At 41.1% G+C, this 21025-nt stretch carries 17 protein-coding genes; 11 read left to right on the forward strand and 6 right to left on the reverse strand.

Features of this window, described 5'->3' with window-relative positions; all coding sequences use genetic code 11:
- Positions 1-204 precede the first annotated feature (204 nt).
- Entirely contained in the window at positions 205-639 is a 435-nt protein-coding gene (locus PR809_RS11760) for a potassium channel family protein (protein WP_206276227.1), read from the forward strand.
- On the forward strand, positions 636-1349 hold the full coding sequence (locus tag PR809_RS11765; protein ID WP_166267170.1) for a YoaK family protein: 714 nt from the start codon (positions 636-638) through the stop codon (positions 1347-1349). The genes PR809_RS11760 and PR809_RS11765 overlap by 4 nt, the downstream gene beginning before the upstream one ends.
- 44 nt (positions 1350-1393) lie before the next feature.
- On the opposite strand, the gene PR809_RS11770 is transcribed toward PR809_RS11765, so the two are convergent.
- The 4 genes from PR809_RS11770 to manD form a co-directional block, all read right to left on the reverse strand.
- Positions 1394-2881: a mannitol dehydrogenase family protein gene (locus tag PR809_RS11770; protein ID WP_206276226.1), complete on the reverse strand. Its 1488-nt coding sequence runs from the start codon at positions 2879-2881 to the stop codon at positions 1394-1396.
- Positions 2862-4271, reverse strand: a complete 1410-nt coding sequence (locus PR809_RS11775; protein ID WP_102140034.1) for an MFS transporter — start codon at positions 4269-4271, stop codon at positions 2862-2864. The genes PR809_RS11770 and PR809_RS11775 overlap by 20 nt, the downstream gene beginning before the upstream one ends.
- A 62-nt stretch (positions 4272-4333) precedes the next feature.
- A complete protein-coding gene (locus PR809_RS11780; RefSeq protein ID WP_102140033.1) occupies positions 4334-5356 on the reverse strand; it encodes a Zn-dependent oxidoreductase in 1023 nt (340 codons plus the stop codon).
- Positions 5357-5380: 24 nt separating this feature from the next.
- Complete coding sequence (gene manD / locus PR809_RS11785; RefSeq protein WP_102140032.1) at positions 5381-6595, reverse strand: D-mannonate dehydratase ManD; 1215 nt, start codon at positions 6593-6595, stop codon at positions 5381-5383.
- Between the two features lie 282 nt (positions 6596-6877).
- Between manD and PR809_RS11790 the strand changes: the two genes are divergently transcribed.
- The 9 genes from PR809_RS11790 (at position 6878) to PR809_RS11830 (ending at position 18727) form a co-directional block, all read left to right on the forward strand.
- Positions 6878-7624 (forward strand): FCD domain-containing protein, encoded by a 747-nt coding sequence (locus PR809_RS11790; protein ID WP_206276225.1) that lies wholly within the window; start codon positions 6878-6880, stop codon positions 7622-7624.
- Between the two features lie 17 nt (positions 7625-7641).
- Complete coding sequence (gene uxuA / locus PR809_RS11795; protein WP_102140031.1) at positions 7642-8835, forward strand: mannonate dehydratase; 1194 nt, start codon at positions 7642-7644, stop codon at positions 8833-8835.
- Between the two features lie 604 nt (positions 8836-9439).
- On the forward strand, positions 9440-10375 hold the full coding sequence (gene fdhE / locus PR809_RS11800; RefSeq protein ID WP_166267166.1) for a formate dehydrogenase accessory protein FdhE: 936 nt from the start codon (positions 9440-9442) through the stop codon (positions 10373-10375).
- A gap of 22 nt (positions 10376-10397) precedes the next feature.
- A complete protein-coding gene (gene selA / locus PR809_RS11805) occupies positions 10398-11789 on the forward strand; it encodes an L-seryl-tRNA(Sec) selenium transferase (protein WP_272524528.1) in 1392 nt (463 codons plus the stop codon).
- Complete coding sequence (gene selB / locus PR809_RS11810) at positions 11786-13654, forward strand: selenocysteine-specific translation elongation factor (protein ID WP_206276223.1); 1869 nt, start codon at positions 11786-11788, stop codon at positions 13652-13654. The genes selA and selB overlap by 4 nt, the downstream gene beginning before the upstream one ends.
- A 69-nt stretch (positions 13655-13723) precedes the next feature.
- On the forward strand, positions 13724-15388 hold the full coding sequence (locus tag PR809_RS11815; protein WP_166267162.1) for an LTA synthase family protein: 1665 nt from the start codon (positions 13724-13726) through the stop codon (positions 15386-15388).
- 232 nt (positions 15389-15620) lie between these two features.
- Positions 15621-16622 carry an NAD-dependent epimerase gene (locus PR809_RS11820; protein WP_102140576.1) on the forward strand — a complete coding sequence of 334 codons (1002 nt, stop codon included), beginning with the start codon at positions 15621-15623 and terminating at the stop codon, positions 16620-16622.
- Between the two features lie 44 nt (positions 16623-16666).
- Positions 16667-17833 (forward strand): nucleotide sugar dehydrogenase, encoded by a 1167-nt coding sequence (locus PR809_RS11825; protein WP_102140573.1) that lies wholly within the window; start codon positions 16667-16669, stop codon positions 17831-17833.
- Between the two features lie 189 nt (positions 17834-18022).
- Positions 18023-18727, forward strand: a complete 705-nt coding sequence (locus PR809_RS11830; protein WP_102140572.1) for a lipopolysaccharide core heptose(II) kinase RfaY — start codon at positions 18023-18025, stop codon at positions 18725-18727.
- Positions 18728-18794: 67 nt separating this feature from the next.
- Here the strand turns inward: PR809_RS11830 and thiM are convergent, their stop codons facing one another.
- Positions 18795-19565 (reverse strand): hydroxyethylthiazole kinase, encoded by a 771-nt coding sequence (gene thiM / locus PR809_RS11835; protein ID WP_102140571.1) that lies wholly within the window; start codon positions 19563-19565, stop codon positions 18795-18797.
- A gap of 77 nt (positions 19566-19642) precedes the next feature.
- A complete protein-coding gene (locus tag PR809_RS11840) occupies positions 19643-20737 on the reverse strand; it encodes an ROK family protein (protein WP_241098660.1) in 1095 nt (364 codons plus the stop codon).
- Positions 20738-21025 lie beyond the last annotated feature (288 nt).

Raw genomic sequence — 21025 nt, forward strand, 5'->3', positions numbered from 1 at the left:
GTTGGTTTTAATAGCGAGTATTTCTATTGAAACCTTTAATCATGACCCCTTTCTCAAGCGGTCAATTTACTTTGATATTCAATTTTGGATCTGTATTTATTTTACATGTGATTTTTTTATTTTTTTATTTATTTCAAAAAATAAAAAAAGTTTGTTAAAAAATACGCGATTATTGTTCTGTTATCTATTCCATATTTGACTATATTGGATAACACCGCGATAAAATTTACTGAGGAGCAAATTTATCTTATTCGGTTTATTCCTTTATTTCGTGGTGGTGCAGCGTTTGTCATGCTTATGATGATGGTTGTTAAGCGAAATACGACAGCACTATTTTTATCTTATATGATTTTACTCTTTTCAACGGTTTATTTTATTAGCTTAATTTTTTATATTTTCGAACGGGGTCTTAATGTTGATGTTAAGACGTATGGGGACGCCATTTGGTGGGCCGCAATGACGGTTACCACGCTGGGTTCAAATATTATTCCAGTGACGAGTGCAGGGAAAGTGATTACAACTATTTTGGCAGCCACGGGTATGACCGTTTTTCCTATTTTTACGGTATATATCACTTCGATTATTAGTCGACTAAGTCAGTCAGAAAAAGAATCATCAAGACAGGTAAGTAAACTATGATTTCCTCTCCAAAAGTTCCTTTTATGCAGTTACCTACGATCGCATTTTTATTAGCTATTGCGTCAGGAATGCTCGATGGATATGCCTTCTTTACGACTAAATCATTCGCTACTTTTCAGTCAGGCAATATTATTATGTTAGGTTATGAGTTTGCTAAGCATGGCCTAACCGCAGTGATGCCTTATATTGTTTCCATTATTTCCTTTGGTGCGGGGGCAATGCTGTTGGCATGGATCCGCTACCGCTATAATACCGATGAAAAAACATGGACATTTACATTATTATCACTGGAAATTGTCCTTTTATTATTACTCATTGTTTATATTTTTTTCTTTAATGTTCACTCTAATGGGTTTCATGCTGTTTGGGCTCTTTCTTTTATTGCCGGAATGCAAGGTAATGCGTTTCATAAGATTAATGGCATGCTATATGGCAATATTGCGGTTACTTTGAATGTACAACTAGGCTTTAGTTCATTGGCAGAGTCCATCGCATTTAAAGGCCAAGAAAGAAAAAGTGCGTTATATAAAAGTTATTGTTACTTTTTGACGCTATTGGGTTTTGCTGGCGGGGCTTTCATGATGGTGTTATTGGCTGATTATGTAAAGGAATATGCTTTATTTGCCACATTAATCCCACTATGTTTGATATTTTTCTTTGGCCACCAGTTTTCGAAAGAAAATAAAGGAATGCCAATAGATTCTAACTAGTTTGGGTGAAAGAGGCGGGGAGAGCCCCGCCTGCTAAGATGTTGTTACAAGGCGTGTTGGTGGTTGAGTGCTTCAACCGTTTTCTTGGCACCGTTATCACGTAGTGAAAGGTAGAATGCTGTCACCTTTTCAGTAAACAACGAATTATTAACCAGTTCTTCGGTGAACAAACTGTTGAGAGAAAGCAGTGCGCGAACACGGCTTTCATCATCAGTACTATTTGCAACGAGCTCAGCTAATTTTACTGCCTGTGGGTCGCTGATTTGAATTTCTGCACCATGATCATCTTTTCCGCTGACATAACGCATCCATCCTGCAACAGCCAAGGCTAAATAATCAAATGATTGGCCTTTTTTCAGATGTATTTGGATAGAATCGAGTAAACGTTGGGATAATTTCAACGTTCCATCCATCGCGATTTGCCAAGTACGATGTTTCAACCCCGTATTTTTAAAACGCTCAATCAGGGCATTGGCATAGGCGGGTAAATCCACATTTTTGATGGATAACGTTGGTGCCTGCTCATTGACCATCAGGTGATAAGCGGCTTTTTCATACGCGCTATCCTGCATGCATTCATTTATGTATTGGTAACCAGCTAAATAACCTAAATAAGCAAGGAAAGAGTGGCTACCATTTAACATGCGTAGCTTCATTTCTTCAAATGGAATGACATCTGTAACTAACTGAGCGCCTGCTTTCTCCCACTCAGGACGACCCGCGACAAAATTGTCTTCAATCACCCATTGGCGAAATGGTTCACAGGCAATGGCGACTTTGTCGACGATAGGGCCCAGTTGAGATTGAATTTTCTCTGCAGTGTCTGGTGTCATGGCAGGCACAATTCTATCCACCATGGTAGAGGGAAAAGTGACATTGGTTTCAATCCAATTTGCCAGTGCGATATCCTGTTTTGCAGCCATCGCTAAAATGACATTTTTCGTGATATGGCCATTTTCAGGCATATTATCACAGGACATGACTGTAAATGGTGCAATACCCAGTGCTTTACGGCGTTTTAAGGCTTCAACAATCAGGCCCGGTAATGATTTCGGGGCATTTGGTGAGGCTAAATCATGTGCGATTGCGGGGTTAGCAAAATCAATCGAGCCTGTCGCAGGTACATAGCAATAGCCTTTTTCAGTAACCGTCATGGAAACGATGGCAATGTTAGGGTCTAACATACGATTGATAACGGCATCAATTCCATGAATAGTCGGGTGTAATGCTTCTTTTACCACCCCCACCGTACAGGTTTGCCAGTTATCACCTTGCATTTCAACTACGTTATAAAGGCAATCTTGAGCGAGTAAATCCTCAATTTGTTGCTCACCACCGACTAAATTGACCTCACAAAAACCCCAGTCACTCTGCTGTTCTGTGGCTAAGATATCTGCAAAGATGGCTTGGTGGGCGCGATGGAACGCGCCGAAACCTAAGTGAAGCATTTTTACCTTTACCTGTTCCCTATCATAGCTTGGTACTTTGATAGTGGCGGGTAATTGGTTTAGGTTATTGGTTGACAGTTGCATATTTCACTTTACCTTTTTGTTGTTCAGCCTCTTCAACTGCATCCAACGTGCTGGTTAAATCACGATCTTTCACTTCAGGCATGATGATGGCACTGATTAATGAAATGGCGGAGTAAATGATGATCATGATAGCAATCGGCCACCAGCTTCCGGTGATGCTACAGAAAATACCTGCGAGAACTGGGCCTAAACCAGAGGCAATTAAGCCGCCAATTTCTTTGGCCACAGCCATACCGGTGAAGCGGTTACGTGAGTTGAACATTTCAGCCATCGTAATATTTTCTAAGGCAAATAATCCGAGTACTGAACAGTTATGAACGATAATAATACAGATGGTAATCAAGCTAACGCTGTTTGCGCCGTCCACAATGACAGATAACATCGGATAGGCGAGCAACATGGCAGATAAGCTAAGAATAATATAAGGAATACGACGACCAAATTTATCGGATATCAGACCAATAACAGGAATAGTCAGGAAACCGACAACCGAGCTGATCATGATTGCATCAGTTGGAATGCTTTTATCAAACAATAGGCTTTGAACTAAATACCCCGCTAAGAAAGTTTGAATTAACCCAGAGTTACCTGCTTGACCGAAACGAATACCAGTCGCTAACCAAAATGCTTTAGACTTGAACATGGCAAAGAAACTTTCTTTCGGTGGTGCTTGTACTGCAGTTTTGGCTTCTTGTTCTTCCGTATTTTGCACTTTCTCAAATACAGGGCTTTCTTTCAGGTTCAGTCGTAACCATACTGCAAACAGCATTACCACGAAGCTTGCCAAGAATGGTACACGCCAGCCCCACGCCAGTAAGTCTGATTTGTCTAACCAGAAGAACATAACCGCCCAAATCGCAGTGGCGCTTAATGTGCCGCAGTTTGTTCCCAGACCTACTAATGAAGCCACAATACCACGACGGCCTTTTGGCGCATATTCTGCCAGCATGGTTCCTGCACCTGAAATTTCAGCGCCTGCTCCTAAGCCTTGAATTATTCGCAAAAGAACTAATAATAGCGGGGCGAGGATACCTACCTGTGCGTAGGTCGGTAATACCCCGATTAGTGTAGTACACACCCCCATCATGGTGATGGTGATAAAGAGTACTTTTTTACGACCAATCCGGTCGCCCATTTGACCAAAGAAAACCGCACCAACAATACGTGCGACATATCCGGCACCGTAAGTTCCCATCGCAAGAATTAATGCCATTGAAGCGGATTGTTCAGGGAAAAATATTTCATGGAAAACAAGTGCTGCGCCTAACGAGTAAAGCTGGAAATCCATAAACTCTAGAGCGGTTCCTAGCCAGCCTGAAACGGCAGCTTTGGTCAGATCGCCAGAGTTGCGTTCCACTTTCCCTGATGGGTCAATTGACTGAGTATTCATATTATTATCCTATTAATCACGTAGGGTAGTATCCAAAATCGGATTTAGTTTTTTTAATTAAATTAAAAGGTTAAAAGAATTTTACAGCAGGTCTTCTGGTCTTTTTCAAAGGTTAAGATTGCCTCTTGCGCTTCAGTGAATGGGAACTGATGTGTCAAGATTTTCGTTGGGTCAATTTTTTTAGATTCTATCCAGCTAATCACCTCTGGGAATTTTTTGGCATTCAAGCGTGAAGAAAACAATGAAATCTCTTTGCTGGTGATACTTTGCTGTGTAACGGCACTTGCTTCACTTGAAAAGCCCATAATCGAAACTCTTGCTGCGGGGGACGCAATCAAGATGGCTTCTTGTAAGATAGCGGGGTGGCAAGCTGCATCAAGTACTAACGTTGGGCGAAGCCCCAGTGCTTTGAGTTGCTCTGGTAATGGGGTTTGTGAGTTATCAATGACAATATCAGCACCACAATCTTTTGCTCTTGCTAATCGCTCAGCCACGCGGTCAACCATAATTAAGGTTTTGACTTGGTAAACCCCTTTGAGAACCTGCGCACAGGTTAAGCCAATTGTACCTGCACCATAGACTAATGCGACATCATCTTGAGTTGGATGAACATGGGAAGTCACGTTGGCGGCAATAGAGTATGGCTCAACGGTAACAGCACATTCATCGCTGATTGAATCAGGAATGGTATAAGCATTGGCTGCAGGGACATTGACATATTCAGTGAACCCACCATCAGTATGAACACCTAATACTTCTAGTGTTTCACACACATTTGGTTTACCAATTGAGCATGGGTAACAATGACCACAGCTAAGGACCGGGTCGATAGAGACACGTTCACCAACGCGTTTGCTATCTACGTCTGAACCCACTTTTTCAATGACACCAAAAAATTCATGGCCAATCACACGTGGATACTTTGCAAATGGGTTATGGCCACGGTAGATATGGCTGTCAGAACCACAAATACCGGCTAAGCGAACTTTTACTCGTACTTGGTTTTCAGCCGGTTCAGGAACTGAACGTTCTTCAATCAATAACGTATTGGGTTCTTTAATTACTACCGATTTTACAGCTTTCATATTTGACTCCGAATAAAATAAAAATTACCAGTTCCACAACGTGCCGTCTTCGAGACGAGCGACTGGAAGATAAGCTGGGTTGTATGGGTATTTCGCTGCCAGTTTTTCATCAAAATCGATACCTAAACCGGGCTTATCACTTGGGTGCATATAACCATCGTTGAACGTCCAGTTAGTCGTAAATACGGACAACATTTCTTCGGAGTAGCCCATAAACTCTTGAACACCGAAATTGGGTACCCATAGATCAAAGTGTAAGGCGGCAGCATGGCAAATTGGGGATAGGTCAGATGGACCATGAGAACCGGTTCTGACTTGGTAAAGTGAAGCGAAATCAGCAATCCGGCGCATACCTGTGATCCCGCCAGCATGCGTGATTGTGGTGCGGATATAATCGATGAGTTGCTCTTCAATCAATTGTTTACAATCCCAAATGCTATTAAAAACTTCACCTACAGCGATTGGGGTGACGGTATGTTGACGAATTAATCTAAAACAAGCTTGGTTTTCCGCTGGTGTTGGGTCTTCCATCCAAAATAATCGATAATCTTCAATACTTTTACCGAAGCGAGCCGCTTCAATAGGGGTCAAGCGATGGTGCATATCATGTAAAAGGTGCTCATTGAAGCCATATTTGTCCCGTACGGCTTCAAACAGTTTTGGCATAAAGTCGAGATATTTTTCGGTTGACCAAAATTGCTCTTCAGGGTGATGGCCTTTTGTCGCTGGTTCGTAAGCAAGATTTTTCCCTTTGCTTTGCCCATATGTGGTTGCCATTCCTGGGATGCCGCACTGCACACGGATCGCTTTAAAACCTTTTTCTTTATATTTTGCGTAGTTATCTAGTGTTTCGGCAATATCGGTACCCGTGGTGTGGCAGTAAACCATCACGCCTTCACGAGAAGCGCCACCGAGTAATTGATAAACCGGAAGGTTGGCAACTTTGCCTTTAATATCCCACAGTGCCATATCAATCGCAGAAATAGCGGACATCGTAACTGGGCCTCTGCGCCAATAGGCTCCCTTATAGAAAAACTGATAAATATCTTCGATTTTATGTGGATCACGGCCTATCAACTGAGGACAGAGGTGATCTTGAAGATAGGATGCCACTGAGAGTTCTCTCCCGTTAAGGGTGGCATCACCTAGCCCATATACGCCTTCATCGGTGGTAATTTTTAATGTGACAAAATTACGACCGGGGCTACATACAAAGACTTCTGCTTTTATGATTTTCATTTTGGCCTAAATCCCTATTACTTGTTAACCAACTGATCAACCAAATTACCCATAATTACGCAAACTGGTTTATACATTGGTTAACCAAATTTTCTTTTTTTCACTCTATCAATCGATAAATTAAAAAACAATGGCTAAAAAGACGACAATAAGTGAATCTGATCACAAATTGGTTAACTAATTTTGCGGAAATAGTGGATAAATTGGTTGACCATTGAGGTGAGGGACGATAATCTACAATGGAAGAACTAAATTTAATTCGACAACGCGTTGTACATATATATGAAAACTCAATACCGCTCGTACCAATACCTAGGTCAGCAGTTAAAAGAGCTCATTGCATCTGGTGAATATCCGATAGGAAGTCGTTTAATGCCGGAGCGTGAGATCGCTAAAAAATATGATGTTAGTCGCTCATTGGTACGTGAAGCACTCATCATGTTGGAAATTGAAAAATTGGTTTCTATCAAGAAAGGTTCTGGTGTTTATGTCATCAACCACCCAGATCTGTTAATTGATGACGTTAAAAGTTTAGACCATGGCCCTTTTGAAATACTGCAAGCTCGCCAAGTGATTGAAAGTGCGATAGCTGCATGTGCTGCTTTGTCAGCAACAAAAGCCGATATCCAAGAGATCCGCGCATTATTAGAAGATGAGCGAATCAAAGTCGCGAATAATGAAAGTGACGATGCTAATGATCATAAGTTTCATGTGTTGATTGCTCGCGCAAGCAAGAACGACATGATGGCGAAGATTATTGATGATATCTGGGCTGTGCGGTTACAAAGCCCTATGTGGGATAAACTACATGAGCATATCGACAATACGACTTACCGGAAGAAGTGGTTGATTGATCATGAAAATATTTTAAATGCACTACAAAAACGTGATCCTGAATTGGCTAAAAAAGAGATGTGGCAGCATTTAGAGAATGTCAAAAATACGCTAATGCAGCTTTCTGATTTTGATGACCCCAATTTTGATGGTTACCTATTTGAAACAATTCCTTATCAGACTATTTTTGAATAATCGAAGGAGAAGTACTCATGGAGCATACGTGGCGTTGGTACGGCCCTAATGACCCTGTTTCTTTAAGTGATGCTAGGCAAGCAGAGGCGACGGGGATCGTCTCTGCGCTCCACCATATTCCTAATGGTGAAGTTTGGAGTGTCGAGGAGATTTTAAAGCGTAAGGCTATCATTGAAGATGCTGGGTTAGTTTGGTCTGTCGTGGAAAGTATTCCTGTTCATGAAGATATTAAAACTCAACAAGGTAATTTTGATCTCTATATTCAAAATTACCAACAAAGTATTCGTAATTTAGCATCCTGTGGTATTAAAACTATTTGCTATAATTTTATGCCAATTCTAGATTGGACGCGTACTGACCTTGCTTATACCCTACCGGATGGCTCCAAAGCGTTACGGTTTGATAATATTGCTTTTGCTGCGTTTGAAATTCATATTTTAAAACGTGAAAATGCGACGGCGAGTTATTCAGAACAAGAAGTTAAAGAAGCGGCAGAGTATTATGCCAATATGTCATCTGATGATATCGAAAACCTGATTAAAACCATCATTGCAGGGTTACCAGGTGCGGAAGAAGGTTATACATTAGACCAATTCCGTGAGCGCTTGGCGCTGTATAATGATATTGATGAAAATCAGTTACGTGAGAACTTAGGTTATTTCTTGCAGAAAATCGTCCCTGTCTGTGAAGAAGAAAATGTGGTTTTAGCTATTCACCCTGATGACCCTCCACGACCAATTTTAGGTTTGCCTCGTATTGTTTCTACCATTGAAGATATGCGGTTTATTAAGCAAAGCTGCGATAGTATTCATAATGGGTTTACTATGTGCACAGGTTCTTATGGCGTAAGAGCCGATAACGACCTAGTAAAAATGATTAATGAATTTGGTGATCGTATTCATTTCACACACTTACGTTCAACGGTGAGAGAAAACAACCCAAATACCTTCCATGAAGGCAATCATATTGCAGGTGATGTCGATATGTTTGAAGTGGTTAAAGCCATTTTAGCGGTTGAACAAAAACGCCATGCTGCGGGGCTTGCACCGATTCCAATGAGACCAGACCATGGTCACCAAATTTTAGATGATTTGAAAAAAGTGACCAATCCAGGCTATTCCGCCATAGGTCGCTTGAAAGGTTTAGCGGAAGTTAGAGGTTTAGAGCTCGCAATTAAACGTATGTATTACCCTGAATTACTGAAAGTCTAAAGACTATCTCGTTATTAACGATATCTGCTTTTCATTTGGTATTTTGATTGTACCAAAGGGACTGTTATACCCCTAAAGAAGCAAAACTGTTATTTCATTATTACGCGACTAAATAGTATTTGGTCGCGTATTTTATTGACTATAAATGCTTTTTATATTTATCTTTATCTAAAAGACACAGTAGATATGGCATTAAATATATTTATGTTTTTATTTCTTTCTTATTGAACAATGACAATAAAAAACACCTTGAGATAAGGGGGCAATACCCATTCCTGTTGTAAATAAAAGGCTGTTTGCATCATAAGCTTGCAGTCATAATCACTTCAAACGTCAACTTCACTATTTTTATCCTAGTGATAACAATTTATTTATATCAAATAAAACAATCATCATCCTGATTTACATTTACCTTGATCTACTACGGGTTAATGGAATGGATAATTCAGGGGCTAGAGTAGCCTCAAGGTGACTTTTGTTTTATCCTGAACGTTAGAGAACCGCTTTCGCGGATATAAATATGATGAGCAAAAACGCTTTCGAGAAAATAAATAGCCTTTTCTCGAGAATTGTCGTTATAAAAAAATAGAAAAGAGAGAACGCAATGGGTATTCGTATCGTTCCTAAAGAAGAGTTAGGACAAGAAAGATTGAAAGAAAAGGGAATTGGTTTTATTCCACCAGTTCTGTTTCCTAACTTAAAAAGCTTATATCAGCGCCGTGCTGAGCGGCTCAAAGAACTTGGTGCGGGAGAACATCCTTTTGCAGATTATCTGAATTTTGCTGCTGAAGTGGCAACTGCCCAAAATAATGCGCAGCATGATAATCCATTAGAAATGGATATGGCATCTATCCTTGAGCGCTCAACAAATACCAATAATTCGCCATTAGATGCAAAAACATTTCCGCGTACAACACATTGGCACAAACTATTGACGGCAATTATTGCCGAATTAATGCCAGTTGTGCCTGAGTCTGTACGTCCTGCATTAGAAAACCTGAATAAAGCCTCTGAAACCGAACTTGAAGCCATGGCAACTGCGTTGCTAAATGAAGAGTTTGAAAAAGTGCCTGCGGATAAATCGATGTTTATTTGGGCTGCATTATCGGTGTATTGGGCGCAAATGGCTGCAAATATCCCTGGTAAGGCACGTGCGGAACATGGCGATCATCGTCATTTCTGCCCTGTATGTAATAGCATGCCAGTGTCGAGTATTGTGCAAATTGGCACCTCACAAGGTTTACGTTATTTACACTGTAATTTATGTGAAACCGAATGGCATATGGTGCGCGTAAAATGCAGTAACTGTGAGCAAACAGGTAAATTAAATTATTGGTCATTAGATGATGAAAATGCAGCAGTTAAAGCTGAAAGCTGTGGTGATTGTGGTAGCTATCTGAAAATTCTTTATCAAGAAAAAGAAGCCAAAGTTGAAGCTGTTGCTGATGATTTAGCATCAATTATTTTAGATGCTCGCATGGAAGAAGAAGGCTTTGCGCGTAGTAGTATTAATCCGTTCTTGTTCCCTGGTGAAAAATAAGCGGTAAAAGAGAATTGTGACTATGGCTGAATCAGACTTGGCTTTATATCGTCAACTTCCTGCTATTGATAAATTATTGCAGCTCGATGAAGTGCAGATATTGGTTGAACAATCAGGGGCTCATTGGGTCACTGCATGTTTACGTGAGATGCAAGAGCAAGCTCGAACTTGTATTGCACAGGCAGGGAAATTACCTGCTTGGCAAGAAGATTGGGTAAAAGAGTTAGCTCAACGCCATCAAGCTTTAGGGCAAAGCGCGCTAAAGAACGTGTTTAACTTGACCGGTACGGTGCTACATACCAATTTAGGTCGTGCGGTAATGTCAACCACAGCGGAAAATGCAGTTAGCCAAGTGATGAGTTCGTCTGTCACATTAGAATATTCTCTAGATGGTGCGATGCGTGGGCACCGTGACCGTGCGATTGCTGATTTGCTGTGTGAGCTCACTGGCGCCGAAGATGCCTGTATTGTTAATAATAATGCGGCAGCCGTTTTATTATTGCTAGCAACGGTTGCAAATGGTCGACAAGTTATTGTTTCTCGTGGTGAATTAGTTGAGATTGGTGGGGCTTTCCGTGTGCCTGACGTGATGGCGCAGGCTGGCTGCCAATTAGTTGAAGTGGGGACAACGAATCGGACTCACTTACGTGACTATGAGAATGCGATTAATGATCAAACTGCACTATTAATGAAAGTGCATACCAGCAATTACAGCATTGAAGGATTTACGGCTGAAGTTGAAGGTGAAGAACTCGCAGAGTTAGGTCGAAAGTACCAATTACCTACAGCAATTGATTTAGGTAGTGGCTCGATGATTGATATGACGGCTTATGGACTACCCGCAGAACCGATGCCACAAAATTACCTTTCTCAAGGAATTGATTTAGTTTCAATTTCTGGAGATAAACTTCTTGGTGGCCCACAAGCAGGGATCATTTTAGGGAAGAAAAAATGGATTGATGCAATTCAAAAACATCCATTAAAACGTGCTTTACGGGTTGATAAAATGGTTTTAGCTGCGCTTGAAGCGACACTAAAGCTGTATCTAACTCCCGAGAAACTCACAACAGATTTACCCACATTGCGTTGGTTGACCCGAGACCCGGAGACGATCCGTGGTAGTGCAGAAAGCATTGTTGTTGCTCTACAAGCCTTTTACGGTGATAAATTTATTGTTGAAGTGGAGCCTTGCCTCTCACAAATAGGGAGCGGCTCACTTCCCATCGACCGGCTTCCTAGCTTTGCGGTAACATTTACACCGCTAAATGGAAAAGGTAGCACATTAGAGCAACTCGCTACGCAGTGGCGCCAGTTACCTCAACCTGTGATTGGGCGTATGAAAGAAGGTAAATTGTGGCTTGACCTGCGCTGTCTTGATGATGAACACGCATTATTACAGGCCTTACTTTCATGATTTTTGCGACAGCTGGCCATGTTGACCATGGTAAAACTTCTTTAATTCAAGCCATTACTGGCGTAAATACCGCGCACCTTCCTGAGGAAAAAAAGCGCGGTATGACCATTGACCTAGGGTATGCCTACTGGCCACAGCCAGATGGAAGCTCTATTGGTTTTATCGACGTTCCAGGACACGAAAAGTTTTTAGCCAATATGTTGGCTGGGATTGGTGGCATAAACCATGCACTTTTGGTTGTTGCCTGTGATGATGGAGTAATGGCGCAAACCCTTGAACACCTTTCTATTTTAAGGCTAGCGGGTTGTGAAAATGTCAGTGTCATATTGACGAAGGCGGACAGAGTCGATCATCTGCGAATTGAACAAGTGACTGAGCAAGTCACCTCAGAGCTGTCTCAGCAAGGTTGGCCTGATGCAAAATTATTTATTACTTCTATCGAAGATGGCCGTGGTATTGATGCGCTGCGGTTATACCTACAACAGCTTCATCAGCAAAGTGGTTCACATCCCAATATCCAACGTCGTTTTCGTTTAGCCATTGACCGCGTGTTTTTGGTAAAAGGCGCAGGGGTTGTGGTGACTGGCACCGCGTTAGCGGGAAAAATTCAGGTTGGCGAGTCACTTTGGGTGACTGGAGCGGATAAGCAAGTTCGTGTCAGAGGTATTCATCGGCAAAACCAAATATCTGAATTTGCTGTTGCAGGTGATCGCGTAGCCTTAAACTTGGCGGGCGACATTGATAAAGAAAATATTACCCGAGGCGATTGGTTACTTGCAGAGCAACCTGCGTTTATTGCAACACGGGTTATTGTCGAATTGGAATGCGATACATTAATTAAGCACTGGCAGCCTGTGCATCTCTATCATGGTGCAAGTCATATCACTGGGCGAGTGTCATTATTAGTGGAGCAAGGGGAAACCCCCGTGCTTGCTGAGTTAATTTTAGATACCCCATTATGGTTAGTAGAGAATGACCGGTTAATCATCCGTGATATTAGTGCTCGGCAAACGTTAGGTGGGGCTCGCGTGATACGTTTGGTTTCCCCACGCCGAGGTAAAAGGCTCCCAGAGTTTTTGGATTGGTTATCTAGGCTTTGCCGAGAACAAGACGAACTGGCTCACTTTAAGTTACAGCTTCCCCAAGGTGAACTTAATTTACGGGATTACAGTTGGGCGCGGCAACTCACCCATGATGCATTAGATAATTTATTGGCACAAATGGATGTGGCGCGTGTGGGCAACTATGTTTTATCCACATTTAAAGCGCAAATAGCGAAAGACCGTATCGTTCAAGCACTTGAACAATTTAATGAAATACACAGTGACCAAATCGGTGTGGGCAAAGCACGTTTGAAACGTATGGCTTTGCCTTCAATGAGTGAGGCGTTAACATTTAAATTCATTAATGACCTAATTGATGAAAACGTTATTAAGCAAACTCGAGGTTGGTTACATATGCCTCAACATGGGCTGGTATTTGATGCGCAACAGCAGTTAATTTGGCAGCAAATACACCCATTATTTTCACGTAATGAGGCGTGGTGGGTTCGTGATTTAGCATTAGAAAGTGGCCATGAAGAAGATACGATACGTCGAGTTCTAAAAAAGGCGGCGCAAATGGGATTAATTACAGCGATAGTTCGTGACCGCTATTATAGCCATGAGCAAATTAACTATTTTGCTTCACTGATTCATCGTTATTGCTTAGAAAATGAGGTCATTTTTGCCGCTGATTTTCGTAACGAACTAGGGATTGGCCGGAAACTCGCCATTCAAATTCTTGAGTTTTTTGATAAAAGCGGTTTTACTCGTCGTAAAGGCGATGGGCACCATTTACGAGACAAAGGTATTTTCGTTGAATAAATTGAGTGTTTGGATCCGTTATAGTAGTGCCTCATAGCAACCTCCAATATTAAACTTGTGGTAAAACTGATGAAGAAAACGTTATTTGCAGGCTTTTATCTGGCATTGATCTTTATTGGCTCCCTTTTCTTAGTTTTTGAAAAAGGCAGCGTAATGTATCCTGCACTCATATCGGTCAGTGTATATGCCGTTTTATTCGGTATTTTAATGGTGTTAACAGCTCGTTGGTTATTTTCTGCGGTGATCACCAGTACATTATTTATCACCATAAAATTCCTGAATCAGTTAAAAGTTCATTATTACAAAGAACAACTCTTCTTTAGTGATATCAACATCATGACGGACACTTCCAATATGGGGACTTTAGGCCACTATTGGTTAGCGGGTGTCGCCTTGGTTGGGTTGCTTATATTATTAGTCATTAATGGGGTTATTAGCTGGCGGTTGCTCAAACCGAGTCAATCAAAAATTACTCGCGTCATTGGTGTTGTTCTTATTGTTGCAGGTTACTTCGGTATTAACTTAACAAGCTCACATTATTATGACAGATGGTCTCAGACGTTGCCAAAAGGCCGTGGGACAGTGACCAATATTATTATGTCGGCACAGAATGCGAGTTATCAATCCCCTGAGTTTGCAGGTTCAGCCGATTATTTTGTGGAAAAAGCAGCGGCAGTTTCCTTAGAAAATAATGCGGTATCAGAAAAACCAGACATCGTTTTATTATTGCAAGAATCTACCGTTGACCCACATGTTTATGATTTACCTGAAGGAACCAAGCTTCCTGATTTATTCATGTTCCAGCAAGATAGTGGCGTGAGTGCGCATAGTCAGATGCGGGTGCAAACTTTTGGCGGTGGGACTTGGTTATCTGAATTCTCAGCGCTAACTGGTTTAAATAGCGATGATTTCGGTGCGCAAAAAAGTGGTGTATTTTATTTTATCGTTGACCACCTTAAAAATAGCCTATTCAAAGAAATGAAGGCTAATGGCTATTATACAGTGGTACTTACCCCCTTTAATAAAGGTGCTTACCACTCAGGCCATGCTTATGAAACGCTTGGGGTTGATCGAATTATTCAACCACAAGAACTCGGCTATCCAGGTAAACTACAAGATAACTTATGGACGATCAGCACCGATGACATGCTGAAATACGTGAAAGAAATCTTATCTAAAGAAACAGATAAACCCGTATTTATTTTCTCTCTTACAATGTATGAGCATGGCCCTTACAAAGAGAGTCACAGTGATGACTATGGCATAAAAGACAAAATTAAAAACCCCGATGCTGCAGGCGAATTTAGCCATTATATGGACAAAATCGTAACCTCAGATACATCAATACGTGATTTTGCTGAATTTATTGAAAAACGTGAGCGCCCGTTGATGTTTTTATACTTTGGTGACCATCAGCCAGGCATTAGTTTAAATCAGTATAATTCTTCATTTTCATCACCTGCTTATCTAACACAATTTACTTTGCGAGATAATTTGAAATCAGGGGCTGCGATAAAAACGGGCCAGTTAACGGATATTTCCTTCTTAGGCGGAATTTTATTAGAAAGGGCAAATCTAAAAATCTCTCCATTTTATGAGGCCAACATCAAAATGCGTCACTTATGTGACGGCAAGTTGAATGATTGTGAAGATCAAAAGCTACTTGATAGCTACCGCAACTATGTTTATGGAACTTTAGACGCAGCCAATGCGAATAAAGGTGATATTCAGTAAAATGTTATTATCAGCCGTAGATATTTATGATATTTACGGCTGATCCCCTCTTTTTTGCTATTCCCTACCTTAAATCTTAATATTTTCTTAAAAACTATTATTTTTTTACGCTTTCTAGTTTTAATAATAAAACCATTCGTTGTTTTTTTTGTCTTAATTTTAGTTAATTTTTCTGTGAAATTAGGTGCTCATTTAGAGCTTTAGAATAGTTTAACGCTAGAAGACAATGAATATGAAATATTTGGTCACGGGAAGTGCAGGTTTTATTGGTTTTAAGCTTTGCCAACGTTTATTAGAGAATGGGCATGAGGTTGTCGGAATCGATAACTTAAATGCGTATTATGATCAGGGGCTTAAGCAATCCCGCTTACATTTACTGGAACAGTTTCCTTTATTTCGCTTTATTCATCTTGACCTTACTGATCGTGAAACTGTTCGGGTATTATGTACCCAAGAGCAATTTGACCGAGTCATTCACCTAGCGGCACAAGCGGGAGTCCGTTACTCATTGGAAAACCCATTTGCTTATGCAGATAGTAATTTGACCGGCCACCTCGCTATTCTAGAAGGCTGTCGCCAAGCAAAAGTAAAACATTTGGTCTACGCCTCTTCAAGTTCGGTGTACGGCGTAACTGATAAGACGCCATTTACCACTGACATGGCAACTGATCACCCGATTTCCCTCTATGCGGCGACAAAGAAAGCTAATGAATTAATGGCGCACTCCTATTCACATTTATACCAGCTACCGACCACAGGACTGCGCTTTTTTACAGTGTATGGCCCTTGGGGCCGCCCAGATATGGCTCTATTTAAATTCACCAAAGCTATTTTGGCGGGCGAGCCTATTGATGTCTATAATAACGGCAATCTCAGTCGTGATTTCACTTTTGTTGATGATATTGTCGAAGGTGTGATCCGTATTTCAGATATAATTCCACAAGCAAACCCGAATAATCATTCGGCATCACCGGCAGAAAGCAGCGCGCCATATCGAATCTATAATATTGGTAATGGGCAGCCCGTTAAGTTGATTGAATTTATTTCTGCATTGGAAAAGGCACTGGGTAAAGAAGCGATTAAAAACTTTTTACCGATGCAAGCGGGTGATGTGTACACCACTTGGGCAGATACGGAAGACTTGTTTAATGTGACAGGTTATCGCCCACAAGTTTCTATTGAACAGGGTGTTCAGGCATTTGTTGATTGGTACCGTTCTTATTATCATCAATAATATCAATAAGCTGTAACATCTTTAGCAGGATTTGAGAGGCAAGTTTGAAAATAGCAATCGCAGGAACCGGCTACGTTGGCCTATCTAACGCCATGTTGCTGTCACAACACCACGAAGTGGTTGCGGTGGACATCATCCCTGAAAAAGTGGCGATGTTAAATAACCATCAATCACCCATTGTTGATGCAGAAATTGAGCAGTTTTTAACGGAAAAGACCCTCAATTTTCGCGCAACAGAAGATAAAACTGAGGCCTATACAGGGGCTCAATATGTGATTGTGGCGACACCAACCGACTATGACCCAAAAACCAATTACTTTAATACTCAATCGGTTGAGTCTGTTATTCATGATGTGAATACAATCAACCCTGAAGCGACGATTATCGTGAAATCCACTATCCCTGTGGGCTTTACTGCACGGTTACGTGAAGAATTTGGCTATACCAACGTAATTTTCTCTCCTGAGTTTTTACGTGAAGGCCGTGCCTTGTGGGATAACTTACATCCTTCCCGTATTGTGGTGGGAGAGCGTTCAGAGCGCGCGAAAATTTTTGCAGATTTGCTGCTGGAAGGTGCGATTAAAAAAGACGTTCCCGTGTTATTTACCGATGGCACCGAAGCCGAAGCGATAAAACTGTTTGCCAACACTTACTTAGCGATGCGTGTGGCGTACTTTAATGAGCTCGACACCTATGCAGAAAGCCGCGGTTTAAATGCACGCCAAATTATTGAAGGGGTATCTTTAGACCCACGTATTGGTAGCCATTATAACAACCCCTCATTCGGTTACGGTGGTTATTGTTTACCGAAAGATACCAAACAGTTGCTGGCAAACTACGATGATGTGCCGAATAACTTGATTAACGCCATTGTGGAATCGAACCGTACCCGCAAAGACTTTATTTCCGATGCAATTATTGCTAAAGCACCGCGTAAAGTCGGTGTTTATCGCTTAGTGATGAAAGCAGGGTCAGACAACTTCCGCGCTTCAGCAGTGCAAGGCATCATGAAACGTATTAAAGCTAAGGGAATTGAAGTTGTCGTTTATGAACCCGTAATGAAAGAAACCGAATTTTTCCGTTCTAAAGTAGTCAATGACTTAGCGGAATTTAAAGCTCAATGCGATATCATCTTAGCAAATAGAATGGTACCTGAGATCGAAGATGTAGCCGATAAAGTCTATACCCGCGATTTATTTGGTAACGATTAAAACGCGTTTATGGGGTAGGTTGGCATCGTGCTAACCTACCTCTGTATATTAAGACCTAATAACCTTATCTATTTTGTGCCATAGTGCACAAGTTACCTATTTTTAAACGCTACTCTGCAACAATCGCTAAGAAATGTTGTTTGCCATTTGCTAGCATCCGTCAATTGATTAAAAATTGGCTATTTTGTTATGCAGAAAATCATAAAAAAACAAAGAGACGGTTTTATCACCTTTCAAAAAGAAGGTGAGATAGATTTTTGGCAAATTGTTAATGATTATATTGATGGGAAGATCACGGGTAAGAATTTAAGTAGCGGAAATATCGATAGAAGCGTTGCTCGCATTCAAGTTAATGGGCAAAATTTTATTATTAAATGTGAGAAAGAACGTGATAAGCGTTTTGAAAAACGGTTGATGCGTATTATTTCAGGCCCTTTTTATTCACAGTTATTAATGCGATTAGTCTCTGCTCAAAACAAAGGCTGTGTGGTAACCAATGACATCTATTTCGTTGCTGAAAAAATGGTCGGTCGTGAGTCAGTAGAAACATGGATTATTGCTGAGTATGTAGAAGGAACTGTTTTATCTGAAATTGATGATATCAAGCCTTACTATACAGAGATGAAAGCCATTATAAACCAATTACATAGATATGGTTTATCTTCTAATGATATCCATGCAGGGAATTTTGTTATAACCAATGAAGGGCTTAAGGTTATTGATTTATCAGACTATGGTAATTTTGCTATTTGCAAAGCGAATGATTTAATTGCATTACAGCGTTTTTACGATATCGAACCCGATAGTAAAAATTTTGCTTATCGATTTATTCGTTTCAGAGATAACTTCCGTCATTGGTCAAGAAAAGTAAGAGGGAAGAAAACTCGGCTCTAGTGTGTTATGCCAAGTTTTCATTACAATAAAGTTATCGAAACAGCAAAAGCTATCGATCACAACAAAACTATTGATAAAGCGCATCTAAAAATTCAGGGATAAAACTGCCCGTCCCATGGCAACGCTGGGTTGCGGCTTCTCCGGCTTGTTTCATGATAGCGCAAGCCGCGGCAACATTCTGCAGCCTATCACCCGGTAGAGTGCAACATGCAGCAACCACCGCGGAAAGAGCGCATCCCGTACCGACCACTCGAGTCATTAAAATATGGCCGCCAGTAACCGCGAAGGTGCGTGTTCCATCAGTGATGTAATCCACTTCCCCGCTTATCGCAACAATTGTCTTAGCTTGTCTCGCTAATAATTGTGCTGCGGGAAGGGCGTCATCAGTGGAGTTAAGGGAATCAACGCCTCTGCCGCCAGCACTGCTTCCTGCCAATGCCATAATTTCAGAGGCATTACCGCGAATAGCAGCAGGCTTGAGAGCCAGCAATTCATGGCAAAAATGGGTGCGAAAGCTGAGTGCACCTGCGGCAACAGGGTCAAGTACCCAAGGTTTTTTCGCCTGCTCCGCACTGTTAACCGCACATTTCATCGCATATCGGCGCTCAGTGGTTAATGTGCCGACATTAATTAGTAAGCCATGGGCGATAGCGGCAAACTGCTCCGCTTCTTCAGGTTCAATGACCATGGCTGGGGAGCAGCCGAGTGCTAACAGGACATTGGCAGTGAAGGTCTGAACAACGTCGTTTGTCATGCAATGAACCAGAGGGGATTGAGATGCAAGTTGCTGTAGTACCAGTGATTTCGTCGTGTTGCTGATGTGTTCAAATTCTAACATGATCCCCTCATTGATAGTGATAGAGTATAGATTCGTTGATTTATTCTACACTCTATCCGCTTTAATGAAAGAATGGCTTAATCTGCGAGGTATTTCTCCATGACCATTCCTCCGGCTCCTTGAGCAACAATTTCGTATGAATCATTGGCGGGATAAATACGTGTCTTAATATGAGGAAAAATAGAGAGTTTTTCCTCAATAGACTTTTTGGTCATCTCAAAAAAGTGATTTTTAGGGGTTAGAGTTCCACCGCATACCACCACATCTGCTTGGGTAGTTAAGATAGCATTCGCGATGGCGATACCATAATAATAGGCCGCTTCGCCAAGTGCTTCGAAACACAAGGCATCGTTCAATGTAAGTGCTTGGAAAATAGTATGGTAACTAATTTCAGACTCATTATTAACTAATTCATTGATTATTGAGCTCTTACCCAATCTAAGTTGCTGGATCACGCGTGACTTAATCGCAGACAGTGAACTATATTGCTTTAAACAGCCAAATGACCCACATTCGCAGCGTTGGCCATTTATATCAATTGTCGTATGGCCAAAGGCTTGAGCAGTACTAATGGGAGCCGGAGCGTATTGGTTGTTGATGATGGTACAACTGCGAATATCAGTATCACAGGTTGTGAATAAAAACCGTTGGCTATCAGAAGTATAGCGTAAACGATACTCAGCAAAAGCGGCAAAACTAATCCCGCTCCCGAGTAATACAAAACAAGGGACTTTATTGGAAATATAGTCGTGAAGTTCTTTTATTCGTGAGTGATATTGATGATATGGCAGTTTATCACGTTCTAAAATATGGTCGATGGCGATTCCTATACCCAACAAACTTTTTACGTTAAGTCCATGTTCAGCTAATAAAACGTCTAATTTATTAAGCAGATGGTCCACCATGTTTTCTGCGGTTTCTAGGTGCTCATATTTCACTTTTACTATCCCTAAAATATCTAACTTTAGGTTTTGTAAAACAATCGTTGAGTATATATCACTCATTTCAATGCCAATCAGGTAACCATCCGCAGCATTAATGCTGTAGAGGATAGGTTTACGACCTCCTGTCGACTCCCCGAGTTCAGAGGTCGAAATTAAGTGGTTTTTTCCCAGTTCATCAAGTAACCGAGCGCAAGTTGCAGGTTTCATGCTGGCAAGTGATGTCAGCATTTCTGCCCTAATGGGGCCGTGGTTTAAAATTAACCGGTAAAGAGTTTTCAGTTTTTGTGTTTTTGAATTTTTTGAGGTGCGAAATTCATTTAATAGTGTATGTAACAAGCGCCTCACTCCTTTTCATTCCGATTCTTGCGCTAAAGATTAGCAAATATACGCATAAGATTCTGCTTCTTGTGACACATCATAGCTAAAATCTTTTTCTTAAAATGAGATTAAGATCGCTGTTCTGTTTTTAAATTGCTTTATGATCGATTTTAACAATTTTTAGCCGATGTCAATTTG

This window comes from Providencia sp. PROV201 (genome assembly GCF_028479545.1).
Classification (GTDB): domain Bacteria; phylum Pseudomonadota; class Gammaproteobacteria; order Enterobacterales; family Enterobacteriaceae; genus Providencia; species Providencia huaxiensis.